The organism is Microcoleus sp. T3_B1 (assembly GCF_036700445.1).
GTDB lineage: Bacteria > Cyanobacteriota > Cyanobacteriia > Cyanobacteriales > Microcoleaceae > Microcoleus.
Map to the genome: position 1 here is coordinate 19459 of NZ_JAUBOX010000042.1, position 18484 is coordinate 37942.

Here is an 18484-nt window from a genome sequence, read left to right on the forward strand (position 1 = left end):
GGTAGTGACTACAGAGAAGAGATTAATTCTCGTGTATTCACAAATTAAATAAATAATCATGGCTATTAGAATAACCGCTCCAAGTCAGCCAAGTATTCAAGTAAACTCTTTGCCTTATTCTCTAGCAGTAACAGCGATCGCAGACAGTAACACAAATACTGACGTTCGATTTAAACTCAACGGCACAGTGGTTGGGACAGATACATCCGCAACTAATGTCGGCACGACGGCAGCACCTCAATATCAATTTGGGCTAGTTATTCCTATTAATAGTGCTGGCGTTCACGTCATTGAAGTCGAAGATATCACCGGCACAATGCCTCCGGTAGTTCGATCGACAGCTCAAGTCACTTTTGAAGTCAAGGTCAACTCACCAACAATTGCGCTACGAAATCCTATTCTTTATTCAGGGCAAACTGTAGTAGTTGCTGATGTAGAATATCCGCCAACCAACTCTTTTGTCCGCTTCACTCTCAACGGCTCAATTATTAAAGAAAGTCCGTGGATTCCTTATGAAACAGCCATCACCCAAAATGGAACTCTACGCGCTGATTTGATGGTTGGCACGAGTGTTGTTGCGACCGCTTCTCGTGAGGTTTCTCTTATTCCTCCAGAGCCGGCAATCGTTGGGCCACAAGGTCCGATCGGCTTAACCGGCCCGGCTGGCCCGATCGGACCTCAAGGCGTTCCCGGCGAAAAAGGCGATCGTGGTGATGTTGGTCAGTCAGGAACTCCCGGCGCAACAGGCGCTCAAGGAGCAACTGGAGCTGCTGGTAGTCCTGGCGCTCAAGGAATTCAGGGAAATCCCGGCGCGACTGGTGCGGATGGTATGCCCGGTGCAGCAGGTACACCCGGTGCTACCGGCCCGGCTGGTGCTACCGGTCCGCAGGGTATTAAAGGTGATCCAGGAAATCCCGGCACTCCCGGTGAACCCGGTACAGCAGGTGCGATCGGGCCCGCTGGTGAAACAGGAGCACCAGGTCAGAAAGGCGATCAAGGAATTGCCGGTGCTGCTGGCGCGACTGGTGCGATCGGTCCGATCGGCCCGAAAGGTGATCAAGGAAATCCCGGTGTTGATGGCGTAGCAGGTTCTCCCGGTGTAGCCGGTGAAAAAGGCGAAGCAGGCAGTCAAGGAATTCAAGGCATTCAAGGTTTGACGGGCCCGGCTGGCAATCCTGGCCCTCAAGGAAATCCAGGCATTCAAGGTGAACCGGGCGAACGTGGTTTACCAGGAACTCCCGGCGCAACTGGTGCTGAAGGTTTACAGGGTCAGCCTGGGATTGCCGGCCCGCAAGGCGAGAAAGGCGATATTGGTAATCCAGGAATGCAAGGCGTTCCCGGTGAGAAAGGCGATCGAGGCGATCAAGGTCTAGTTGGCGCTACTGGCTCTCAAGGAAATCCAGGTTTAACCGGTCCACAAGGCAGTCCCGGAATAAAAGGCGATCGTGGCGACCAAGGCATTCCCGGTGATATGGGCGCAACCGGCCCGGCAGGTTTAACCGGCCCGCAAGGCGCTCCCGGCATAAAAGGCGATCGAGGTGATCAAGGAATTCCCGGCACGGTCGGCCCGACTGGCGATCAAGGTTTAACCGGCCCGCAGGGTGCTAAAGGCGATCGTGGAGATCAAGGTTTAGTTGGTGAAGCTGGCGCAACGGGCCCGATCGGTTTAACCGGCCCTCAAGGTTCTAAAGGTGATCGGGGCGATCAAGGTATCGCTGGCGATCTCGGCCCTGTTGGTCCGATCGGTTTAACCGGCCCGCAAGGTTCTAAAGGCGATCGTGGCGATCAAGGCATCGCTGGCGACATGGGTTCTGTCGGCCCGATTGGTTTGACAGGGCCACAGGGTTCTAAAGGCGATCGTGGCGATCAAGGAATTGCTGGCGATATGGGCGCTACTGGCGCTACTGGCCCGATCGGCTTAACCGGCCCCGCAGGTCAAAAAGGCGATCGCGGTGATCAAGGAATTCCAGGCGAAATGGGTTCGCAAGGTTTGCAAGGTAATCCCGGCACTCCCGGCGAACGTGGAGAGCAAGGGATTCAAGGCACACCGGGTGATATCGGCCCGACTGGTCAAATGGGGCCGGCTGGTGCAATAGGGCCACAAGGTGGAACAGGGCCACAAGGTCCTCAAGGACGACCCGGCTTGATTTGGCGTGGAAATTGGAGCCCAACATTCCAGTACGCCATGTTTGATGCTGTTGCCTACAACGGAAGCAGTTATATTGCCACCGGCCCGAGTTTGAATAATCCACCGCCGTCGATGTTCTGGACTTTGGGAGCTAAACAAGGCGATCAAGGTTTGCAAGGACTTCCGGGAGCTAAAGGTGACACAGGAGCGATCGGCCCAACTGGTTCAACTGGCGCTGCCGGAATTCAAGGTGCAACTGGTCCCGCTGGAACACAAGGGCCTCAAGGTTTGAAAGGTGATACTGGTTCAACAGGTGCAACTGGAGCTACTGGTGCAACTGGTGCGATCGGTGCAACTGGAGCGCAAGGAAATCCAGGTGTCGCTGGTGCAACTGGTGCGATCGGTCCTAAAGGTGATGTTGGGGCGGCTGGTGCGACTGGTACTCAGGGAATCAAAGGTGATACTGGCGCTCAAGGAATTCCCGGCGCTGCGGGTGCAACTGGCGCTAAAGGTGAGGCAGGAGCTACTGGTGCAACTGGCGCAGCGGGAGCTACTGGTGCTCAGGGTGTTATGGGTCCGAAAGGTGCAACTGGTGATACTGGTGCAGCGGGCGCTCAAGGAATTCAAGGCGTTGCTGGACCAACTGGACCAACTGGAGCTACAGGAGCTACGGGTGCAACTGGCGCTACTGGTCCGGCTGGACCAGCAGGAATTGTTTGGTCAGCACCAATTTCTTTGCCTTTATCGTGGAACGTAACAGGCAATGTAACCTATCAAACCTGTGGCAAATTAGTTCGAGTTAACGTAGATGTGCTTATCCAATATGCCAACATTTCCGGCATGATTATCTGTGGAAATATGCCAGCTACTGTCTTTAACACCTGGTTCCATTCCACAGCATTGATTTTCAAGCCTGACTTAACAATTGCTGCTACTGGTCAATGGGGATTGATGAGATTCCAACCAAATAACCGAGAGATTGCTCTTATGTTTGACAAAATCGTGAACGAACAAATCCGATGCGTCAGCAATTTCATCATGGCGGTTAACTAATTTCTGAGTTCTGTAGTTTCATAGCTCTGTTTTCTGATAAAGCAGGGCTGTGAAGCTAAGACTATTGAATTACCACAAAAATTAAAATGCTTCCACAATTACCAAACACTTACAGTCCAGCAAAGGAATATCCTACAGGTTTCTGGTTTAGCAGTCCTAAGCTCAACGGAATTAGGTGTATTTATCACAGATTTGGTGCTATAAAGGGATTAAGAAGCCAGACTTTGACTACGCGATTCGTTGGTATCGATCGGCTTGAGTTAGCTTGTCAAGGTATCTGTGATGCTAACAATCTCTCCTTTATGGATGGTGAGTTATTTATTCCCGGCAAAACACTGGATGAACTTACGGTATTGGTACGCGATCGAACCAACTATGACCTTGCTGATAAGTTTGCTGTAGAGTTTAGAGTTTCTGCTGTTGTTGAAACAACAAATCCTAATCTGACAGGGCATCAAATGATTACTTTGATGCGACAAAACTTCCCTCCGCTGGGAATGGTGAGCTTTATACCTCAAGAATTGATTCGCAGTACACCGCTCGGAATTCTTGATGAATATACAAAAATAGTGAATTCTGGGATTTCTGATGAAATATTTCTCAGAAATCCTGATTCAGTTTATTCAGAAGTGCGATCGGATAACTATCTGAAAGTGAAGGGCATCACAAGCGGAATTTTTACTGTTGTTGGATTCACTCAAAATCCTGTAGTAAATTTCGTAAGTTATATGTCAGTTGAAGGCATGGTGAATGGAGTTAATAAAATTACTCGTGTTTACGGCTTGAACGAGGAAGAGGAACAGGATTTGTGGATAAATAGAGATTCCTATATGGGTAAACAAGTCCAAATCGTTTATATGGGGTTAAGTGCTACAGGGAATTTACGAACCCCTGCTTTGGGTCGATTCGTTTAAGGAGCAAGTTTGAATTATGTTGCCACAATTAGCAAATACTTACAGCCCAGCGAAAAACTATGGTGTTGCTGAATGGTTTAGCAGCCCTAAACTAGATGGAGTCCGCTGCTTATATGAAAATATGACGAGTGGATTGAGAAGCCGATCGGGATTGACTCGATATTCAGGACTGACTGAGATTGAGGAAATATGCGAAAGTATCCGAGCGAGTAATAATTTATCTTTTATAGACGGTGAGTTGTACATCCCTGGAACTCTTTTTGATGTTATCTCAGGAATTGTCCGCAGTAGAAAAACTGTAGAATCTGTAGTAGCAAATAAACACAAAGTTCAGTTTCGCATCTTTGCGATCGGGTTCAATCAATTTCCGACAATGGAGACAGTTCATGAAGTAGATCAGGTCAAGCAAATTTTCCCGACAATGGGGAAAGTTAGCTACGTCCCTCAGAAATTGATTGAAAATAATCCTTTGGTAATCCAAACTGAAGCTGAATTGGTCAAAAGTTCTGGACTCTCAGATGAAGGGATAATGCTGCGGAATCCGAACTCTGTTTACTCCGGGGTTCGATCGAACAATCTCCTAAAAGTGAAAAACTTTGTTAAGAACAACTTTACGGTGGTTGGGTTTACCAAAGGTAGTGGCAAATATGCCAAGTCTCTGGGTAATTTACTGATTCGGGGAATGATTAACGGTCAAATTATCAATAGTCGAGTCGGCACAGGATTTACTGACCTGGAGCGATCGACAATATTTGCAAACCAAGCTGATTATTTAGGCAGAACGCTGGAAGTAGTTTATCTTGGCGTGACCGCTACAGGCTCTTTACGGCATCCAGTATTCTCGACATTTGTGTGAGCCAAAATAGACGCAGAAAAAAGCTTGAGTAGTGTACATCTACTCAAGCTTTTTTCTGTCTGGTTCAAAACTATTTGACGATTCCTACCAGTTCCGGGATTTTCCCCGCTAATTTCCAGCCTGTGCTAGGCGAGTAAACCGGAGTGCTAGCGTTAACTCCCCAGCCCGCTAGTTCACTTGTTGGTACTTCAACGAAGGAACTATCAGGGGCTTTGATTTGCCAGGTTTGCTCAGGATGACTCAAGGTTTTTTGCGGTAGCAATTCGGCTGGAATAGGAGGAGGCTGAATAGCAGCAACAGGAGCAACAGGAGCGACTGATTGAGCAGTAGATTCAGCAGCAGGTGCAGGCTGTGGTTGGCTTGGATCTGGCTGAACTAAAGTCAAAAAGTTTTTGCTGAAAGTCAACTTAGGTCTGCGAGAAGCTTTAAAAGTGGTAGCTTCTCCAGTCCGAGGGTTGCGCCCTTGACGTTCAGGTCGATCGCTAGCTTTTAAAATCCCTAACCCTTCCAACGGTAATTTTTCACCGTTGCGGAGAGTGAGTGACATGAAGGCTACGGCTGAATCCCATACCGCGCTGATGGTACTTTCAGCAAATCCAGTTGACGCTTTTACGTGGTCAGTTAAGGCAGACATAACTAATCTGTTCGGATGACTAATGAATATTTTAATTATGCACCATCAAATGATTAATTTGGTGGTAAACCAAAATCTTCTGGCTTATAAAGACCTGCTGGGAACTTGCCTTCTAAGAAATCAATTTGTTCTTGAGAGAGCGATCGGTTATAGAGCCGAACTGTTTTGGTGATGATTTGTCCGCTATCTTCCATATACTTGCCGTTGGTGTAACAGCGCATCTCACGAGTTTCCCCGATCGCAACTTTACTTTGGTACTCTTTCGGTATCCATCCAAGGGGGAAGTATCCGACATTTCTGGTACTTTCAGGAAAGCTCATATCTACCGCAAGTTCCATTCGTGCTGCGACTTCTCCGGCAGCAGGCTTCATTCGTTGGACAACGCGAACAAGTACATTTTGCCCTTTCCATTCACCTCGACTCCAGACACTTGGAGTTTGTCTGTGAACGTTGTATGCGTTGAAATAAGGCAAGGTGTCGGGGTTTTCTTGTAAATCTGTCACGATTTCTTCCCTGAATAAGTTGAATACAAGTGATCCGGTGCTGAGCTCAGTAGCATTAGTATGAACAGCTCGCCAATATGCAGCAGCCCAACTTTTTGCGCTGAAAGCCTCACCGTTGGCATCAGCTAATTGTTCAAGAGCAGAGTTTTTGAGAGCTTGAAATTTTGCCGACACCTCACGGATTTTGGTAGTATCCCCATCATTTTGGTTTTTCCATTCGATCGCAATGCTCATTTCTGCTCGATATGCAAAGCGTTGTTCAAAAGCAAAGTCTGTTTGCTTTTGATCGACTACAACACCGACAAAAAGCGCATTCTCAAAGGAGTTGATGTCGATGTTGGTTTCCAATTGAGCTGGTCGCCAGTAGGTATTGACAACTCTGACCAGGCGGGAAATAGTATCGATCGCATCGTCGGCAACGGCACAGGGGCGAGACAGATAAACCGCATCCTCTTTAAAATCTTTGAGCCACGGAATTTTGCCCGCGTCTCCGAGAGTGTTGAGATAGTCAGTAACAGCCTGCAAACCCTTGTCATTATTCGGATATGCCGATTTTAATGAGTCAACCGCAATTTGTAATTCCTGACTGAGAAAGTCAATGATTGACATTTCAGTGGGAGCTGTCTGCATCCCACCAGGAGGAATCAGCAGCACTATTCCTTCAACTCCCGCACCTCGCGCCCGACCGAGAAGTGAGGCAACAATTCCAGTGCTATCGTTCATGCTGTTGATGGCGACTTCCTGAAGAGTTCCAGGCAGTGCCATTTTTGGAAGCTTGTCAACCGATGGAGGTTTGTCAAAGTTGGCGATCGCATCTCTCAGAGCTGGATACTCTCTGGATGCGATGAGCTGAACAAAGTCGCCGTCAAAGTCTCTGCCCAAATTCAGCATGAGTTTTGTCGAGGCTGCCATCAATCCATAGCCTTTGGCATAAGTGCCTTCATGACGGTTGATCCAGAGCTGACAATCTCCCCAATGCCTCATAGGATTGCAAAATACGATGTATTCGCCGATCGCCATCCCCGGTGCACAGAAAACTTTTTCCGTAAAAGTGGTTACGTTGTTCTCATCCGTACTTTCGTACTTTTGGAAATACTCATCAGGTTGGGACATGAGTGACCAGAAACGAACTCCGGCTGCTTTGGCTAAGTTGAGCCAAACTGCGCGAAGTCTTTCTGCTACCTTGCCAGTTATGTACGGATGCAGTAACAGTCTGCCTTTTATGTCATATTTGATAATCTCCATTGCAGTATTGATATATTCAGCTTCGGACTGAATACTATCGCCTTGTTCACGTTCTTGTGCTGCTTCTTCTTGATGGATTCGGAGTTCTTTAGCCAAGGCTTGAATTGAGTTAGTAGCAGCAGCTAATTTCTGACATTTCTCTCGTAGCTTGGTAATAATATTGTCTTGTTCCAGAGTTTCAAATTTAAACCATTGAAACAGCATCCAGCCTGCTTTTGCGGTGCGCTTTTCTGCTTCAAATACCAGCCCGCATAGCAGTTTATCGGTATAGTTTCCGAGTGCTGGTTTTTTGCCTTTTAACGAACTCCAAGGAATGACCAAATCATAGCCTGATTCATCTAACAGAGGATTGTAGGCGATCGTCCCTTTTGCTACCCATTTTTTAAATGCAGCTATCCTAAACTGAATAGGAATATCAGCATCAATTTCATCAGTGTCAAATTCTACTGTTCCTGCGCCTAATATCTCCATAAATTCTCTGGAAGCTTTGGCGTGACTGTCTCCGCTGTTCCAATGCCGTTTATTTACTGGATCATCTTGAGGATTGCCATTAGCATCTCTGGCTGTATCATCAACAATCACATAATTGAATTCTCGACCTATTAAATGTTTGCATCCTGTGTGAAGAATACTGCCGTAAATGATTCGTTTCCATTGTTCTGTTACTAATCCTCCATAGTAATCACTCCCGATCGGAGCTAGATTGAATGTAAACCTACCATGATTGCGAGAGTTACTAGCTAAATCCAGTTGATATCGATCAGTTTTATCCACAATAAATGGATTCAGCAGTGTAGGACTTTTTGTATTTTCTGGGATTTCACCAATACAAAATCTATCTTTGCCAACATCTTTGTGTAACCCTGAAAGCAGAGTATTTCGCAAAGTTACTTTGGGAGTATTTGACCATTCTTTTGCAACACAGTCCCACACTGACCAAACAGCAGTTGTTGCTACTTTTGCCAGTGTTTCGTCTGCGCCGTACCAGTCGTAATTTAGCTCATAAATTGTTGGCATCTGTTTAAATGAAGTCCATAAAATTGAGTCTACCTGTTGCTATTCTAGCAACTTTGTCAGGTCCTAATAATGCTGCAATTTCTTCTTTTCCAGTGACTTGAATTGGATTATCAGGATTAGTTAAATTATAACAAATTGCATACTCATTTTTTGGATCTAATCCGAGTCCTATGATTTGGCTCATAGCAAGTTTGGCATTGTCGCGCATATTTTTAGCTGAGAGTTTGAACTGATCCAATATTTCGATCGCATTAGTTTCGTACATGGTAGCTACTCTCAGATTGAATCTGTTAGGATTATCCACTAAATCTCCAAAGACATAGAGAGTTTTCGACAAAGCAGTTTTATTTCGCATCGCTAAAATGATAATGATTGAGACAATTAAAATCGGCCCTGCCATTGCAATCAGAAACATCCAGGCAGTAACATTCATATTACTGGTTCCAAAAACAGTCATCAACAAAGCTTCGTTAATTTTCAAAGCAGAAGCAGCAAAAAATCTTAGTGCTTCAGCCCCTGAACTGCCAGAGACTTTGAGAACGATCGAAGTTACGCAATGAATAAGAGCTGTAATTAAACTTGCTGGAATTCCTGCCAAATTCATGCAAGTCGTTAAAAACCAACTTGCTATGCTAGAAATTATGCCTGCTGTAATTCCTACTGTCGCTAAACCACTTCCTACAGCAACGATCGGCGCTATCACCGGGACAATTATCAAAGCACTCGCATTTACTTTGATACTTCGCATTGATAAGATTTGATCGTTGTAAATTGAGTTGATCTCGTAGTTGCTATTACCTATTACTGTACCTGTACCTGTACCTGTACCTGTTCCTGTTCCTGTACCTGTTCCTGTACCTGTCGTAGAGCGTACAATTCTTGGAGAAGGGATAGGTGCATCACCCATAGCAACTAAACTTCTAGCCACATTGTTGTATTTAGATCGCGTTCTACGTCGATCGTCTAATTTTAGTCGTTCATCTTGCAATTCTTGGTAATATTTATCTCGTAATCTTCTAGCTTCTTCCTGCATTAGAAGCTTTTTTTGATTAATTGATCTCCAAGCCTCATCCATAGCGTAGTTAATTTTTACCCCGGTTTTGGACAATTCTGGGAGATTTAAGCTATTGTTGAAAGCATTTATGACATCACCATAGATACCTTTCTCTGTACTTGTAGAAATTAATCCAGCCAACGCTCTTTCACCAGCACCCGCTAAATTGGGATAAAGTTTGCTGTTGTAGGCACGGTTGATGCCGTGGGATGTTTCCAAAAATGCTGTTCCACATTGAGCTATCAGAAGAGGAAATGCTGCTACATTCTGCGATGACTGAAGCCAACCTAAAAGAACTTTAGCCGTTGGATGAGCCAACAATCCCTGAGTCAGCGGTTGCTCCAGGAGCCATTGCTGAGGAGCCTCCATTATCTTTTTGACTTCACTAACTCCTTTTAGTGATTGAAAATTAGCCCAAACATCATCGAGTGGATTGGTAGGCATAGTAAGTGTGGTTTGAGATATTTTTAACAATATTATAATTCAATTCACACACTTAATGCCTACCGTCATTAGCTAATTTTAAGAATTAGACTTTTTCAAACTTTCTAGTTTAGCAACTCTATCGCATTCAGTCAGTTCAGGAGTAGAGTTTCGGGCTAGCCAGATCCATGTCACCTCATGAACTTTTGCTAATTTATCAAGTTCTTCCCACAAGTCTTGATTAGCGTTACGTTTCCAACCTTTAGCCATTGTGTTTACGACGTAGCTTGAATCCGAAAACAGTGTCACCTTACAAGGCTTCTTGAGAGCTTTCAACGCTTCAATCGCTGCTGTCAATTCCATTCGATTATTGGTAGTGGTTGTATCAGATTGACCACTAATCATTTTCTTGTTAGTTTTGTCTGGAATTGTGAGTAATGCAGCCCAACCACCTGGCCCTGGATTCCCTGAGCAAGCACCATCACAATGAATATTAACCACACTTTTTGTTTCAGTTACAGTTGTCATTACTTTTAACCAAAAAGAACATCAAAATCTAAAAGCGAAGCTACCTAAAACCTGAATTATTGCTATAATATAACAAAGAATTGGGTGGATTTATGTCAGAATACACAGATTTGTTGAGAGAATATGCGCGTTTATCGGTTATCAATTCTGGATTGTCGATCGAGAATTCGGAATTATTGAGCGAGAATTCTGAACTGTTAATAGAAAGTTTGAGGGTAAAAGCAGAAAATCTAAGACTGACTGAGCGGTTGGAACAAATGAACTATTTAGCAAGAGCAATGTATAACGATTTCAAACTCGATCAACCACATGGAAACTTGACAGAAAATAATAGAGAATCCTTAGAGTTGGAGAGTGGCGGGACTATCTATTTAGTTCAGTATCTCGATCGAAATGGAAAATCCTACATATCAACAGAAGGTTTTACACCAGAAGGTGACATAGCCCCTAAGCTTTATTATTTCGGCTATGCGGTCTTTTTCATGGTAGAAGAACTGGTACGACAAGAATTTAATAGTCTGCCTGAGAGATTTTCAACGTTGTTCGATCGAAACCCAAAGTTTATGAACTATGTAGTCAAAGAATTTGAACGGGTGATGGCATATTATTTATAAGTCCAGCGAAGAAGTTCAGCAGTCAAAGAACAAAAATTTGATATTCATTTAGAAACTAAGGAAGTTTTACTTATGGACGATCGTACCAAACAACGGTTTGAAACAACTTGACGACCAATCGCTTTCATAGATAACCCCTGACTCCGCAAACTACGAATGCGTTCTCTCAAAGCTTCAATTTCAGCGGTCGATGGCGCTACGCCCTTCGACTACGCTCAGTGCAAGGCCCCGCAAGCTACGAGTAGATGGTTCGACTTGCTTAGGCTGTAAGTCCCATGCTCTGATACTGCGCTGTACCTTTCCTGCTGTCGTGTGGGTATGTTTGGCTATCTCGGAATAAGATAGCCCTAGACGGTACAAACGGATTTGTTCTTCTAGATTGCTCATCTCTTTCGCAGAATTATTAATATTGAAGTAGAGAAGCTAGAAACTGGAGACGCATCAAAGGAACAGTCGCTTGGGGAACGCAGATCGACAGACCTGCTAAGTTGATTGCTTCTGCCCTGCCTGGAGTTCTCCGTTTTACTCCTGGCTCGGCTGGCGGGGGATTGAATCGCCACCAGTGGTCATAATGCAATCCAGCCATGTACTCGGGAACGCCATCATCCAAAGGCATAGTTCTGGGTTTAGTTTCTGGGTAGCTGGTAAACGATTTTGCGATTTCAATCTGTGTTCCAATGTGTTTTGACCAGCCCTCCCACCTTTTCCGTTGCTGGATGCCAAAGTGGTTGGCGTAGGCAATGATAAAGACTCTTTGCCTCTCATGTACCGCACCGCACTCCGACGCGCTGATAACTTCAACTTCTGTTTCGTAACCGCCCATTCTGAGTCCGGCAATAATTGTTCGTAGCCCTCGATCGATAAGCCCGACAGGATTCTCCACCAATACAAAACTTGGTCTACCGAGTATGACGCATCGGAGTGCTTGGAACCATAAACTTGATTCGATGTGAACGAGTCCGGTTTTTGTTCCGGCTCTGGATGTACCTGTGCAAGGGAACGAGATTGTATAGACATCGGCTTTATTTTTGATTGGTAGGTAATCACAAATATCGGAATGGATTGGAATATTAGGGAAGTGAGTTTGTAGAACTTTTTGAGAATATGGGTTTTTTTCTACGAATTCGATCGTCTCTAATTTAATCTGAGAATTGGCGTTAACTAAACTCCCTGCTAATTCCCAAGCTCCTATTCCCGCAAACAAATCAACGCATTTCAGTTTCATTTTAGTAACTTTATTTTAATTCTATCATTTTCACTTCGTGTTTGGGAAGTAGTTTCTAATCAACAACTGTGACTAATATGACTAAAATTGTAATGATTTCTGGCAGTCGCTCAATCAAAGATATCACCGCTGGATTACCATCAATTGATCGAATAATGGAGCTAAAGTTTTCGATAATAGTTGGTGATGCGGGAGGCGTAGACAAGTTAGTTCAAGAATATCTGCGTCGATCGAATTACCTGAACGTTAAGGTTTACTTTGCTTTGTGGAACGGCAACGGAAAACCGAGAAATACGACGGGGTATGAAACGGTTGGAGTTGCAGGGAACTATGTCGATCGAGACAAGATGATGTGCTCAGTTTGCGATTACGGTTTGGCTCTCTGGGATGGCAACAGTCGTGGAACCAAGGATAACATCGATCGAACTGAAAGGAAAACCAAAATTATCAGAATTTGAGGCAATTGAGGTTGGTTGGTGAGGGTCGCTTCGCGATAAGGGAGTGACCTATCACTTGTAACTATCATGACTATTGCTGTAGAACAATTTGATTTCGATAAATTCACGACTGAGAAAGTTAAATTTGCGATCGATATTGACCGCGAAGTTTTCAATGTTAGTGAAGGTCTAACCGATCATTATGACCAACTTGACAATTCTCCGCTTTGGCGAGGCAAGTTTTCTGTTGAGGAATATCGGCAAATGTTATGGCAACAAATCCAGCAGCATTTACCCAGATATTTCAAAGTCAGATTAAAAGGTTTCTATGAGCCTAATTTAGTTCCTGATTCAGATATCTTTCGATCGGTCATGGAATTAGCTCATGCTTATCGGGATACAGGTCGGCTCAAGCTGATTTATATTTCCGATCGCTCTCATGCTGAACTTGTCGCCAGATGCGTTGATTATTTGGCAAATCAGGTTCTAAATTAGATCGGCTGTACCAGGAAAGGAATTTATGTCTTTTCCTGGTAAGAAGCCGAGGTTTTCAGCGATACCGGAAATTAATCTTGGGTAAGAAGCTGTTATCTGACTATTCTACCACGCAACATCACAACCACAATTCTAATATTAAGAAAATCATGTCAGACATTCACATCAATCCAATGAACCTTTTTCCTTATGATGTCAACAGACGACAAGGAACTTACTTCGATCGAAACGGCAAGCGAGTTAGCGATGAGTGTTTGAAATGGCATTATGCTATTGCTTATGAAGGCACAGACATTCGCTTGGCAACTTGGGCTTGTAAACAGCGGAAAGAATTGACCAATTTAGCTACTTATTTTGATGGAGCAACAGTCGAAGAAAAACGTCAAATTATTTGGCACAAAATTCACACTCAAACAGTTAATAGACATTTCCTTCGTTTCTGTGAGAGACATAGAAATGAACCTTTATTTCTTTGGTATGTGAGTTCTTACGACTTACCTACTGCTCAATTCATCAAAAGATTTCTGGAATGGTATTGGTCAGAATACCCGATAATCAACGCTTAATCGAACTGTGGCTTCTTGCACGCTCGCGGAGTCGAAGGGCGCTTCGCGATAGAGACAAGAGTTTTTATTGCGGAGTTTGCCATGAGTTTAGTTACAGTTAAACCAACAGGAAAGAAAGTAGTTACCCTGATTTCCCGCCCTCGCCCTGACCAGTCTCAGTTTGATTTGTCGGTTAACGAGAATTTGGTTTGGCGAGGCGGTGTCTATGTTTGCGTAGATGGTAGGAAGGAATATCCTTTCTCTTGCGAACTCCCGTTATCTGTCAATGGCGATCGCATCCAGGTAGGTAGCCTTTATTCGACTGTCTGCGGGGTAGTTACGGTTAAGTCGATCGTCCGTTCAGTAACAGTCAGTCAATATTTTGAGTATATTGTCGAAACTGAAGAAGGAACTGAAGAAAAACTTCTGTCCTGGGAATTCGATAGCGCTGTCTAACTTTCATTTCAAGAATCTTAAGATGTTTATCCAGACAGTTTGAGGTTCTTGAATGCTTCGCTGAGGAGTGCAAATTTGAGGCAACTATTATGACAGTAATCGCAATTGATAGACTACAATCTGCTAATTTTGGTATCTCTGACACAATTGGCAGACATTGTAAATGGCGCGATGGTGTGTTTATTTACAAGAACAGTGACGGGGAAATGTATTTTCAATGTGAATTGCCGTTGTGTCAGAATGGCGATCGAATTGAAATCGGTAGTTTATACAATACCTCTGTTGGAATTGTCCAGGTTCTAGCTATGAATTTAACTAGCCACGTCAATCAAGCTTTCATCTACATAGTTCTTGATGAAAATGGCGATCGCACTGAAACTCTTCATGGTGATGAGTTTATCAGTATTTTCTGGTAATTCTAACTAGGGGAACAGGAATTCAAACTGTTTCTGTTTCCCTCATGTGATGCTCATGTCATGCTCATGTGACGGTCATGTGCGCTATGTACAGGTACATATAAGCAGATACAGGCTATGTGTAAGAGTTGAAGTGAAGAAAGAGAGATGAAAATACTTCGTTTTGGGGAAGTGATGTTGTTCCCCAAAATGAAATGCAAAACGTATCACTGTTTGACTGGATTGTGAAAAACAATTTGCCTGAAGCAGATTTCTGGTTAATCAACAAGGGTAGCAAACATAAGTTAGGGGAACCAGTTAAGAAATTTCAGCCTTACCTAACTGGCATCAAATGTCCAGTGTTGGTTTTCCCAGATTACGGCTTTTATCTGTGCCTGCACCTGCACCAGCAAGGATTCTGGCAACAGTATTCGCAAGGTTCATTAAATCTTCAGCATCTTCGCCTCAAGAATGTTAAAGAAGTTTTTCGATCGATCGGTAATCAGCACAGAATTCAACATCAAGCCTGTTTCAAGTCGTTTGTTCCATATCCTGTATCTGCTACTACAACAGAGACAGAAGAGGTGTATGCTTCGCTATAAAACGTTGACTTATTGAATTGTTCAATTACAGGATTAGTGAAATGGAAAGAATAAATTTCGGTGGAATTCAAGCTGAGGTGTTGGCGTTGTCTCCACACCACGGCTGTTTTATTTTCCGACTGTCCGATCGAATTGCTATCAAAGGCATTTACACAAGCCGATTTACTTGGGATGAAACAACAGATAATCTCGCAGGTTTTCTATCAGAGCGGTTTGTCTTGTATGTAGGGGCACATACCTACAACGAAGCTGAATTTATCAAAGACACAATCACCAAAGCTGGCGGAACTCCGAATGATGATGTCTCTTTTTCCAGGTTCGTCCGTGGCTATCCCCATGAAGTAAGAGCGATCGGACTACAACCTGAGTATCTTCTCCAAACTCTACAGCATTTTCCTCATCCTGCTTAGCTACAAAAACATTAACAATCCTAGAAACAATCCTAGAAACAATCACAGAAACAAAATCAAGAAACTGTTTCCAAGGTTTGTTAATGTTTTGCTTCGCTTTGAAGTGTTGAGTTATTTACTTAGTAAGGAATCTTGGTCATGGAAACAGTCAATTTTGCAGGTGTTGAAGGTAAAGTAGTGGAAACATCACCGCACGGCAGTTACGTTGTAGTAAGATTGAGCGATCGAATCACGATTGTCGGCACAACCAATAATCAATTCAATTGGGAAGAAATGCCCGATGCAGCTTCAGGATTTGAATCGTTCATCACGTACATAGGGATTCGATCGAAAACTGAGGCTACTACATATCTCAATCTCGTAGCTACAGTTGGCGGTTACACACTCCCGAAAGAAGCCGAACCGAGAAAAGCTAAGCGGATTAAAGATTTCCCGTTTGAAATTAAAATACGTGGGCTAAGTCCTGAGTTTGTTGCTGAAGTAATTCGCTGCAAGAAAAAGTAGCTGACTATTCAACTACCTAAAAGCTAAGACCTAAGTTTCTCTTTACTACTTCTGTAAGGAGAAACTTAGACTATCCACATTACCTAATTCACCCACAATTCTTATGTCGGACAAAATAGTTTACGATGTGATTAAACGATTTGAAGTTATTGACGGTGTACCTCAATTGATTTCTACTGACATTAAAACAATTCAAGGTGGAACAACTTTGTTTTCGTAGCTTGCGGGTCGCGTAGCGACATCGCAGAAACTTGGTTAGCAAAGAATACTCAGTTAGTCCGGTGCTACACAGAACAATACGTTGGCTACAAAAACAAACGTGACAAAAGATATCAACTGGTTCTCACTCCTAGAGCAACCTCTCTTCAAGTAGCATTTCCCGCATCTAATTTGAGTGGCAAAGTTAAGTTTCTTACCGAAAACGATGCGCTGTTTCCTTACGCATTGAAGGTGTCGATCGAGAACAAAGAAACTCTTTTCAAGCTTCTTAATGACCTTTTTCCACAACACCAACAACAGCAGTAACAAAAGATGTCTCTAAATGAACGTGAAGAACGTGAACGACAAGTCTTTGAATCTGAACGTGAGAAATCTGAAATTACTAAAAAGCTCAAGTTGGCTTTCAAATCGTTAGCTTGGCAACATTACCACGAACAGATGAGTGAAGACGAGTTTAACAAACGTTGGCAAATCCATCAAATTCATTCGATGGATTACTATCGAACTGTTTGGTATCTCATGGAGAAAGGCTTTTCTATCCAAGCATTACTAAACAGCCAGTCAGAAACCTAACCTACTTCTACTTCTACTACTACCATGATTCAGATTGATTCACAAACAGAACAGACAACTCTACGCCTACGTGATGCCTTCCGTGTACTCGCATGGGAGGTGTTTGAAACTAATCCTGAGATTCGTGAAGATTTAAACCAGCGTTACACCAGATTCTACAGTCGCTGGAGACAGTGCAAAATTCGATCGATGGATCTAACTGAACTTTCTCTCTTAGCAACAGAAAGAGGTTTCTCGATCGAACAACTGTTGACTATCAGAGAATGTTACTACTCCATCGCTCAACCTTATCCAGACACTTTTGCTGATGATTAACGGCTAACCTAAACAGTGATTGGTGATGGCAAGTTTATCTTTCCATCATCAATCGTAGGCGTAAACCGGGCTTGCACTGAGCGTAGTCGAAGGGCGTAGCCATCGAAAGAGAAGAAGCAACAGTAATTTTTCTGTAAGGGTCGCTTCGCGATAAGGAAGTGATTTTTAGTGATGGATAATTCCAATGAAACGACTAAAGAAAGAGATCCCTAACCTTGAGCTTTTTCGCGATTACTGCCGTAGCTTAGTAGAGCTAATGAAGCCTAGCCACTCAACGCTGACGACTCGACGACTAGAACTTTGGCTTTTTAACGAAGTGCATCTAGGCAACGGCACAGTAAAGCCAGCTTATTTTGACGATCGACTCTATAACTTCTGCCAACGAATCTATCCCGGCAGTAACATAGGCTTGCTCACCTATCACGGCACTGAGAGAGGAGGCAGTAGTGGCTTAATCCGACCTCACAAGGATCACGGCTACGCAATGCCTCACGCAGTAAGCATAAATCTTGGCGAGGCTGAATTTGCGATCAATGGCAAGCTTCATAAACTCAATGATGGCGACATCTGCGAATTTAACTGCAAGCTTACTCACTCAGTCCCACGAATCCTGACCCCTGAGCGCTTCTCCCTAGTCCTTTGGACTTTGAATGAGAAGAAAGGCTATAAATCACAAATGGTAGAACCGATCGAATGGTAGAGGAAAGGCTGCATAGTAACAAATTCTATGCAGCCTTTATTACTTATTCAACACCAATTGAAATGAAAGAACCTACAGTAGTTTTTCTGTCAGGTTCGCTTCGCGATAGGGAAATGAGATAGGTTTTCTGCTTATTTCCAAAATTACTGTACATTTATCAAAGGAATTTCATCATGGCTATTGTATTTATGTCCAAAACTGCCAAAAAGCGTAGTTTGTTGATTGATGCGCTTCGTATTCTTGCCTGGGAAGAGTACAAGTCTACCAACAAAGAAGCACTCAAGAATCTTCAGTATGGCGGTTATGCTGTCTTTGACAAAGAATGGCAAGTTGATGAAATTCATGGCAAAGGTTATGAGGATCTTCTCGCTTTTGCTAAGAGTCTAGAGTTTTCTGAGGCAGAATTGCTTTCGATTCGATCGAAATACTACGCCAAGAAAACTAATACTCCTAGTACGACTGCTTCTGTCAAGAATAACAGTTCGTCTAACGGTAATGGCAATGGTAACATTCCTGAAGATGTTAGTGCTGTTGAAGAAGAAGAATATGATGTTGGTGATGCCTTTTAGCCTTGACTAACAGAGATTGATGGTGGAGAGTTTCTACTTTTCATCATCAATCCTATCATCTATCGAAAGA

The 18484-nt window shown here is 43.6% G+C and carries 22 protein-coding genes; 16 read left to right on the forward strand and 6 right to left on the reverse strand.

Annotated features, from left to right (window positions below):
* Positions 1-58: 58 nt before the first annotated feature.
* The 3 genes from QT990_RS21175 to QT990_RS21185 all read left to right on the forward strand — a co-directional run bounded on the left by QT990_RS21175 (position 59) and on the right by QT990_RS21185 (position 4951).
* Complete coding sequence (locus QT990_RS21175) at positions 59-3181, forward strand: hypothetical protein (RefSeq protein WP_333142290.1); 3123 nt, start codon at positions 59-61, stop codon at positions 3179-3181.
* Between the two features lie 86 nt (positions 3182-3267).
* A complete protein-coding gene (locus tag QT990_RS21180; RefSeq protein WP_333142289.1) occupies positions 3268-4095 on the forward strand; it encodes a hypothetical protein in 828 nt (275 codons plus the stop codon).
* Between the two features lie 16 nt (positions 4096-4111).
* Entirely contained in the window at positions 4112-4951 is an 840-nt protein-coding gene (locus tag QT990_RS21185; RefSeq protein ID WP_333142288.1) for an ATP-dependent DNA ligase, read from the forward strand.
* A 70-nt stretch (positions 4952-5021) separates the two neighbouring features.
* On the opposite strand, the gene QT990_RS21190 is transcribed toward QT990_RS21185, so the two are convergent.
* The 4 genes from QT990_RS21190 to QT990_RS21205 are packed head-to-tail and all read right to left on the reverse strand — an operon-like array spanning position 5022 to position 10355.
* Positions 5022-5585 (reverse strand): HU family DNA-binding protein, encoded by a 564-nt coding sequence (locus tag QT990_RS21190; RefSeq protein ID WP_333142287.1) that lies wholly within the window; start codon positions 5583-5585, stop codon positions 5022-5024.
* A 53-nt stretch (positions 5586-5638) separates the two neighbouring features.
* Positions 5639-8350: a hypothetical protein gene (locus QT990_RS21195; RefSeq protein ID WP_333142286.1), complete on the reverse strand. Its 2712-nt coding sequence runs from the start codon at positions 8348-8350 to the stop codon at positions 5639-5641.
* Between the two features lie 4 nt (positions 8351-8354).
* A complete protein-coding gene (locus tag QT990_RS21200) occupies positions 8355-9878 on the reverse strand; it encodes a hypothetical protein (RefSeq protein WP_333142285.1) in 1524 nt (507 codons plus the stop codon).
* Between the two features lie 48 nt (positions 9879-9926).
* Complete coding sequence (locus tag QT990_RS21205; protein ID WP_333142284.1) at positions 9927-10355, reverse strand: RNase H family protein; 429 nt, start codon at positions 10353-10355, stop codon at positions 9927-9929.
* A gap of 92 nt (positions 10356-10447) precedes the next feature.
* On the opposite strand from QT990_RS21205, the gene QT990_RS21210 reads away from it, so the two are divergent.
* Positions 10448-10969, forward strand: a complete 522-nt coding sequence (locus QT990_RS21210) for a hypothetical protein (protein WP_333142283.1) — start codon at positions 10448-10450, stop codon at positions 10967-10969.
* 180 nt (positions 10970-11149) lie between these two features.
* Here QT990_RS21210 and QT990_RS21215 read toward each other — a convergent pair whose 3' ends face one another.
* Positions 11150-11356, reverse strand: a complete 207-nt coding sequence (locus QT990_RS21215) for a hypothetical protein (RefSeq protein ID WP_333142282.1) — start codon at positions 11354-11356, stop codon at positions 11150-11152.
* Between the two features lie 16 nt (positions 11357-11372).
* On the reverse strand, positions 11373-12194 hold the full coding sequence (locus QT990_RS21220) for a DNA cytosine methyltransferase (protein WP_333142281.1): 822 nt from the start codon (positions 12192-12194) through the stop codon (positions 11373-11375).
* A 77-nt stretch (positions 12195-12271) separates the two neighbouring features.
* On the opposite strand from QT990_RS21220, the gene QT990_RS21225 reads away from it, so the two are divergent.
* The 12 genes from QT990_RS21225 to QT990_RS21280 all read left to right on the forward strand — a co-directional run bounded on the left by QT990_RS21225 (position 12272) and on the right by QT990_RS21280 (position 18414).
* Positions 12272-12652, forward strand: coding sequence for a hypothetical protein (locus QT990_RS21225; RefSeq protein ID WP_333142280.1), 381 nt, complete (start codon positions 12272-12274; stop codon positions 12650-12652).
* Positions 12653-12718: 66 nt separating this feature from the next.
* Positions 12719-13126 carry a hypothetical protein gene (locus QT990_RS21230; RefSeq protein WP_333142279.1) on the forward strand — a complete coding sequence of 136 codons (408 nt, stop codon included), beginning with the start codon at positions 12719-12721 and terminating at the stop codon, positions 13124-13126.
* Between the two features lie 77 nt (positions 13127-13203).
* On the forward strand, positions 13204-13692 hold the full coding sequence (locus QT990_RS21235; RefSeq protein WP_333142278.1) for a hypothetical protein: 489 nt from the start codon (positions 13204-13206) through the stop codon (positions 13690-13692).
* Between the two features lie 81 nt (positions 13693-13773).
* Positions 13774-14127 (forward strand): hypothetical protein, encoded by a 354-nt coding sequence (locus QT990_RS21240; protein ID WP_333142277.1) that lies wholly within the window; start codon positions 13774-13776, stop codon positions 14125-14127.
* Between the two features lie 89 nt (positions 14128-14216).
* Positions 14217-14543, forward strand: coding sequence for a hypothetical protein (locus QT990_RS21245; RefSeq protein ID WP_333142276.1), 327 nt, complete (start codon positions 14217-14219; stop codon positions 14541-14543).
* A 194-nt stretch (positions 14544-14737) separates the two neighbouring features.
* Positions 14738-15124, forward strand: a complete 387-nt coding sequence (locus tag QT990_RS21250; protein WP_333142275.1) for a hypothetical protein — start codon at positions 14738-14740, stop codon at positions 15122-15124.
* A gap of 41 nt (positions 15125-15165) precedes the next feature.
* Positions 15166-15534, forward strand: a complete 369-nt coding sequence (locus QT990_RS21255) for a hypothetical protein (protein WP_333142274.1) — start codon at positions 15166-15168, stop codon at positions 15532-15534.
* 138 nt (positions 15535-15672) lie between these two features.
* Complete coding sequence (locus tag QT990_RS21260; protein WP_333142273.1) at positions 15673-16038, forward strand: hypothetical protein; 366 nt, start codon at positions 15673-15675, stop codon at positions 16036-16038.
* A 531-nt stretch (positions 16039-16569) separates the two neighbouring features.
* Positions 16570-16830 (forward strand): hypothetical protein, encoded by a 261-nt coding sequence (locus QT990_RS21265; protein ID WP_333142272.1) that lies wholly within the window; start codon positions 16570-16572, stop codon positions 16828-16830.
* Positions 16831-16854: 24 nt separating this feature from the next.
* Positions 16855-17145, forward strand: a complete 291-nt coding sequence (locus QT990_RS21270) for a hypothetical protein (RefSeq protein WP_333142271.1) — start codon at positions 16855-16857, stop codon at positions 17143-17145.
* Between the two features lie 256 nt (positions 17146-17401).
* Complete coding sequence (locus QT990_RS21275; protein WP_333107486.1) at positions 17402-17845, forward strand: hypothetical protein; 444 nt, start codon at positions 17402-17404, stop codon at positions 17843-17845.
* Between the two features lie 173 nt (positions 17846-18018).
* Entirely contained in the window at positions 18019-18414 is a 396-nt protein-coding gene (locus QT990_RS21280; protein ID WP_333142270.1) for a hypothetical protein, read from the forward strand.
* The last annotated feature ends 70 nt before the right edge of the window (positions 18415-18484 follow it).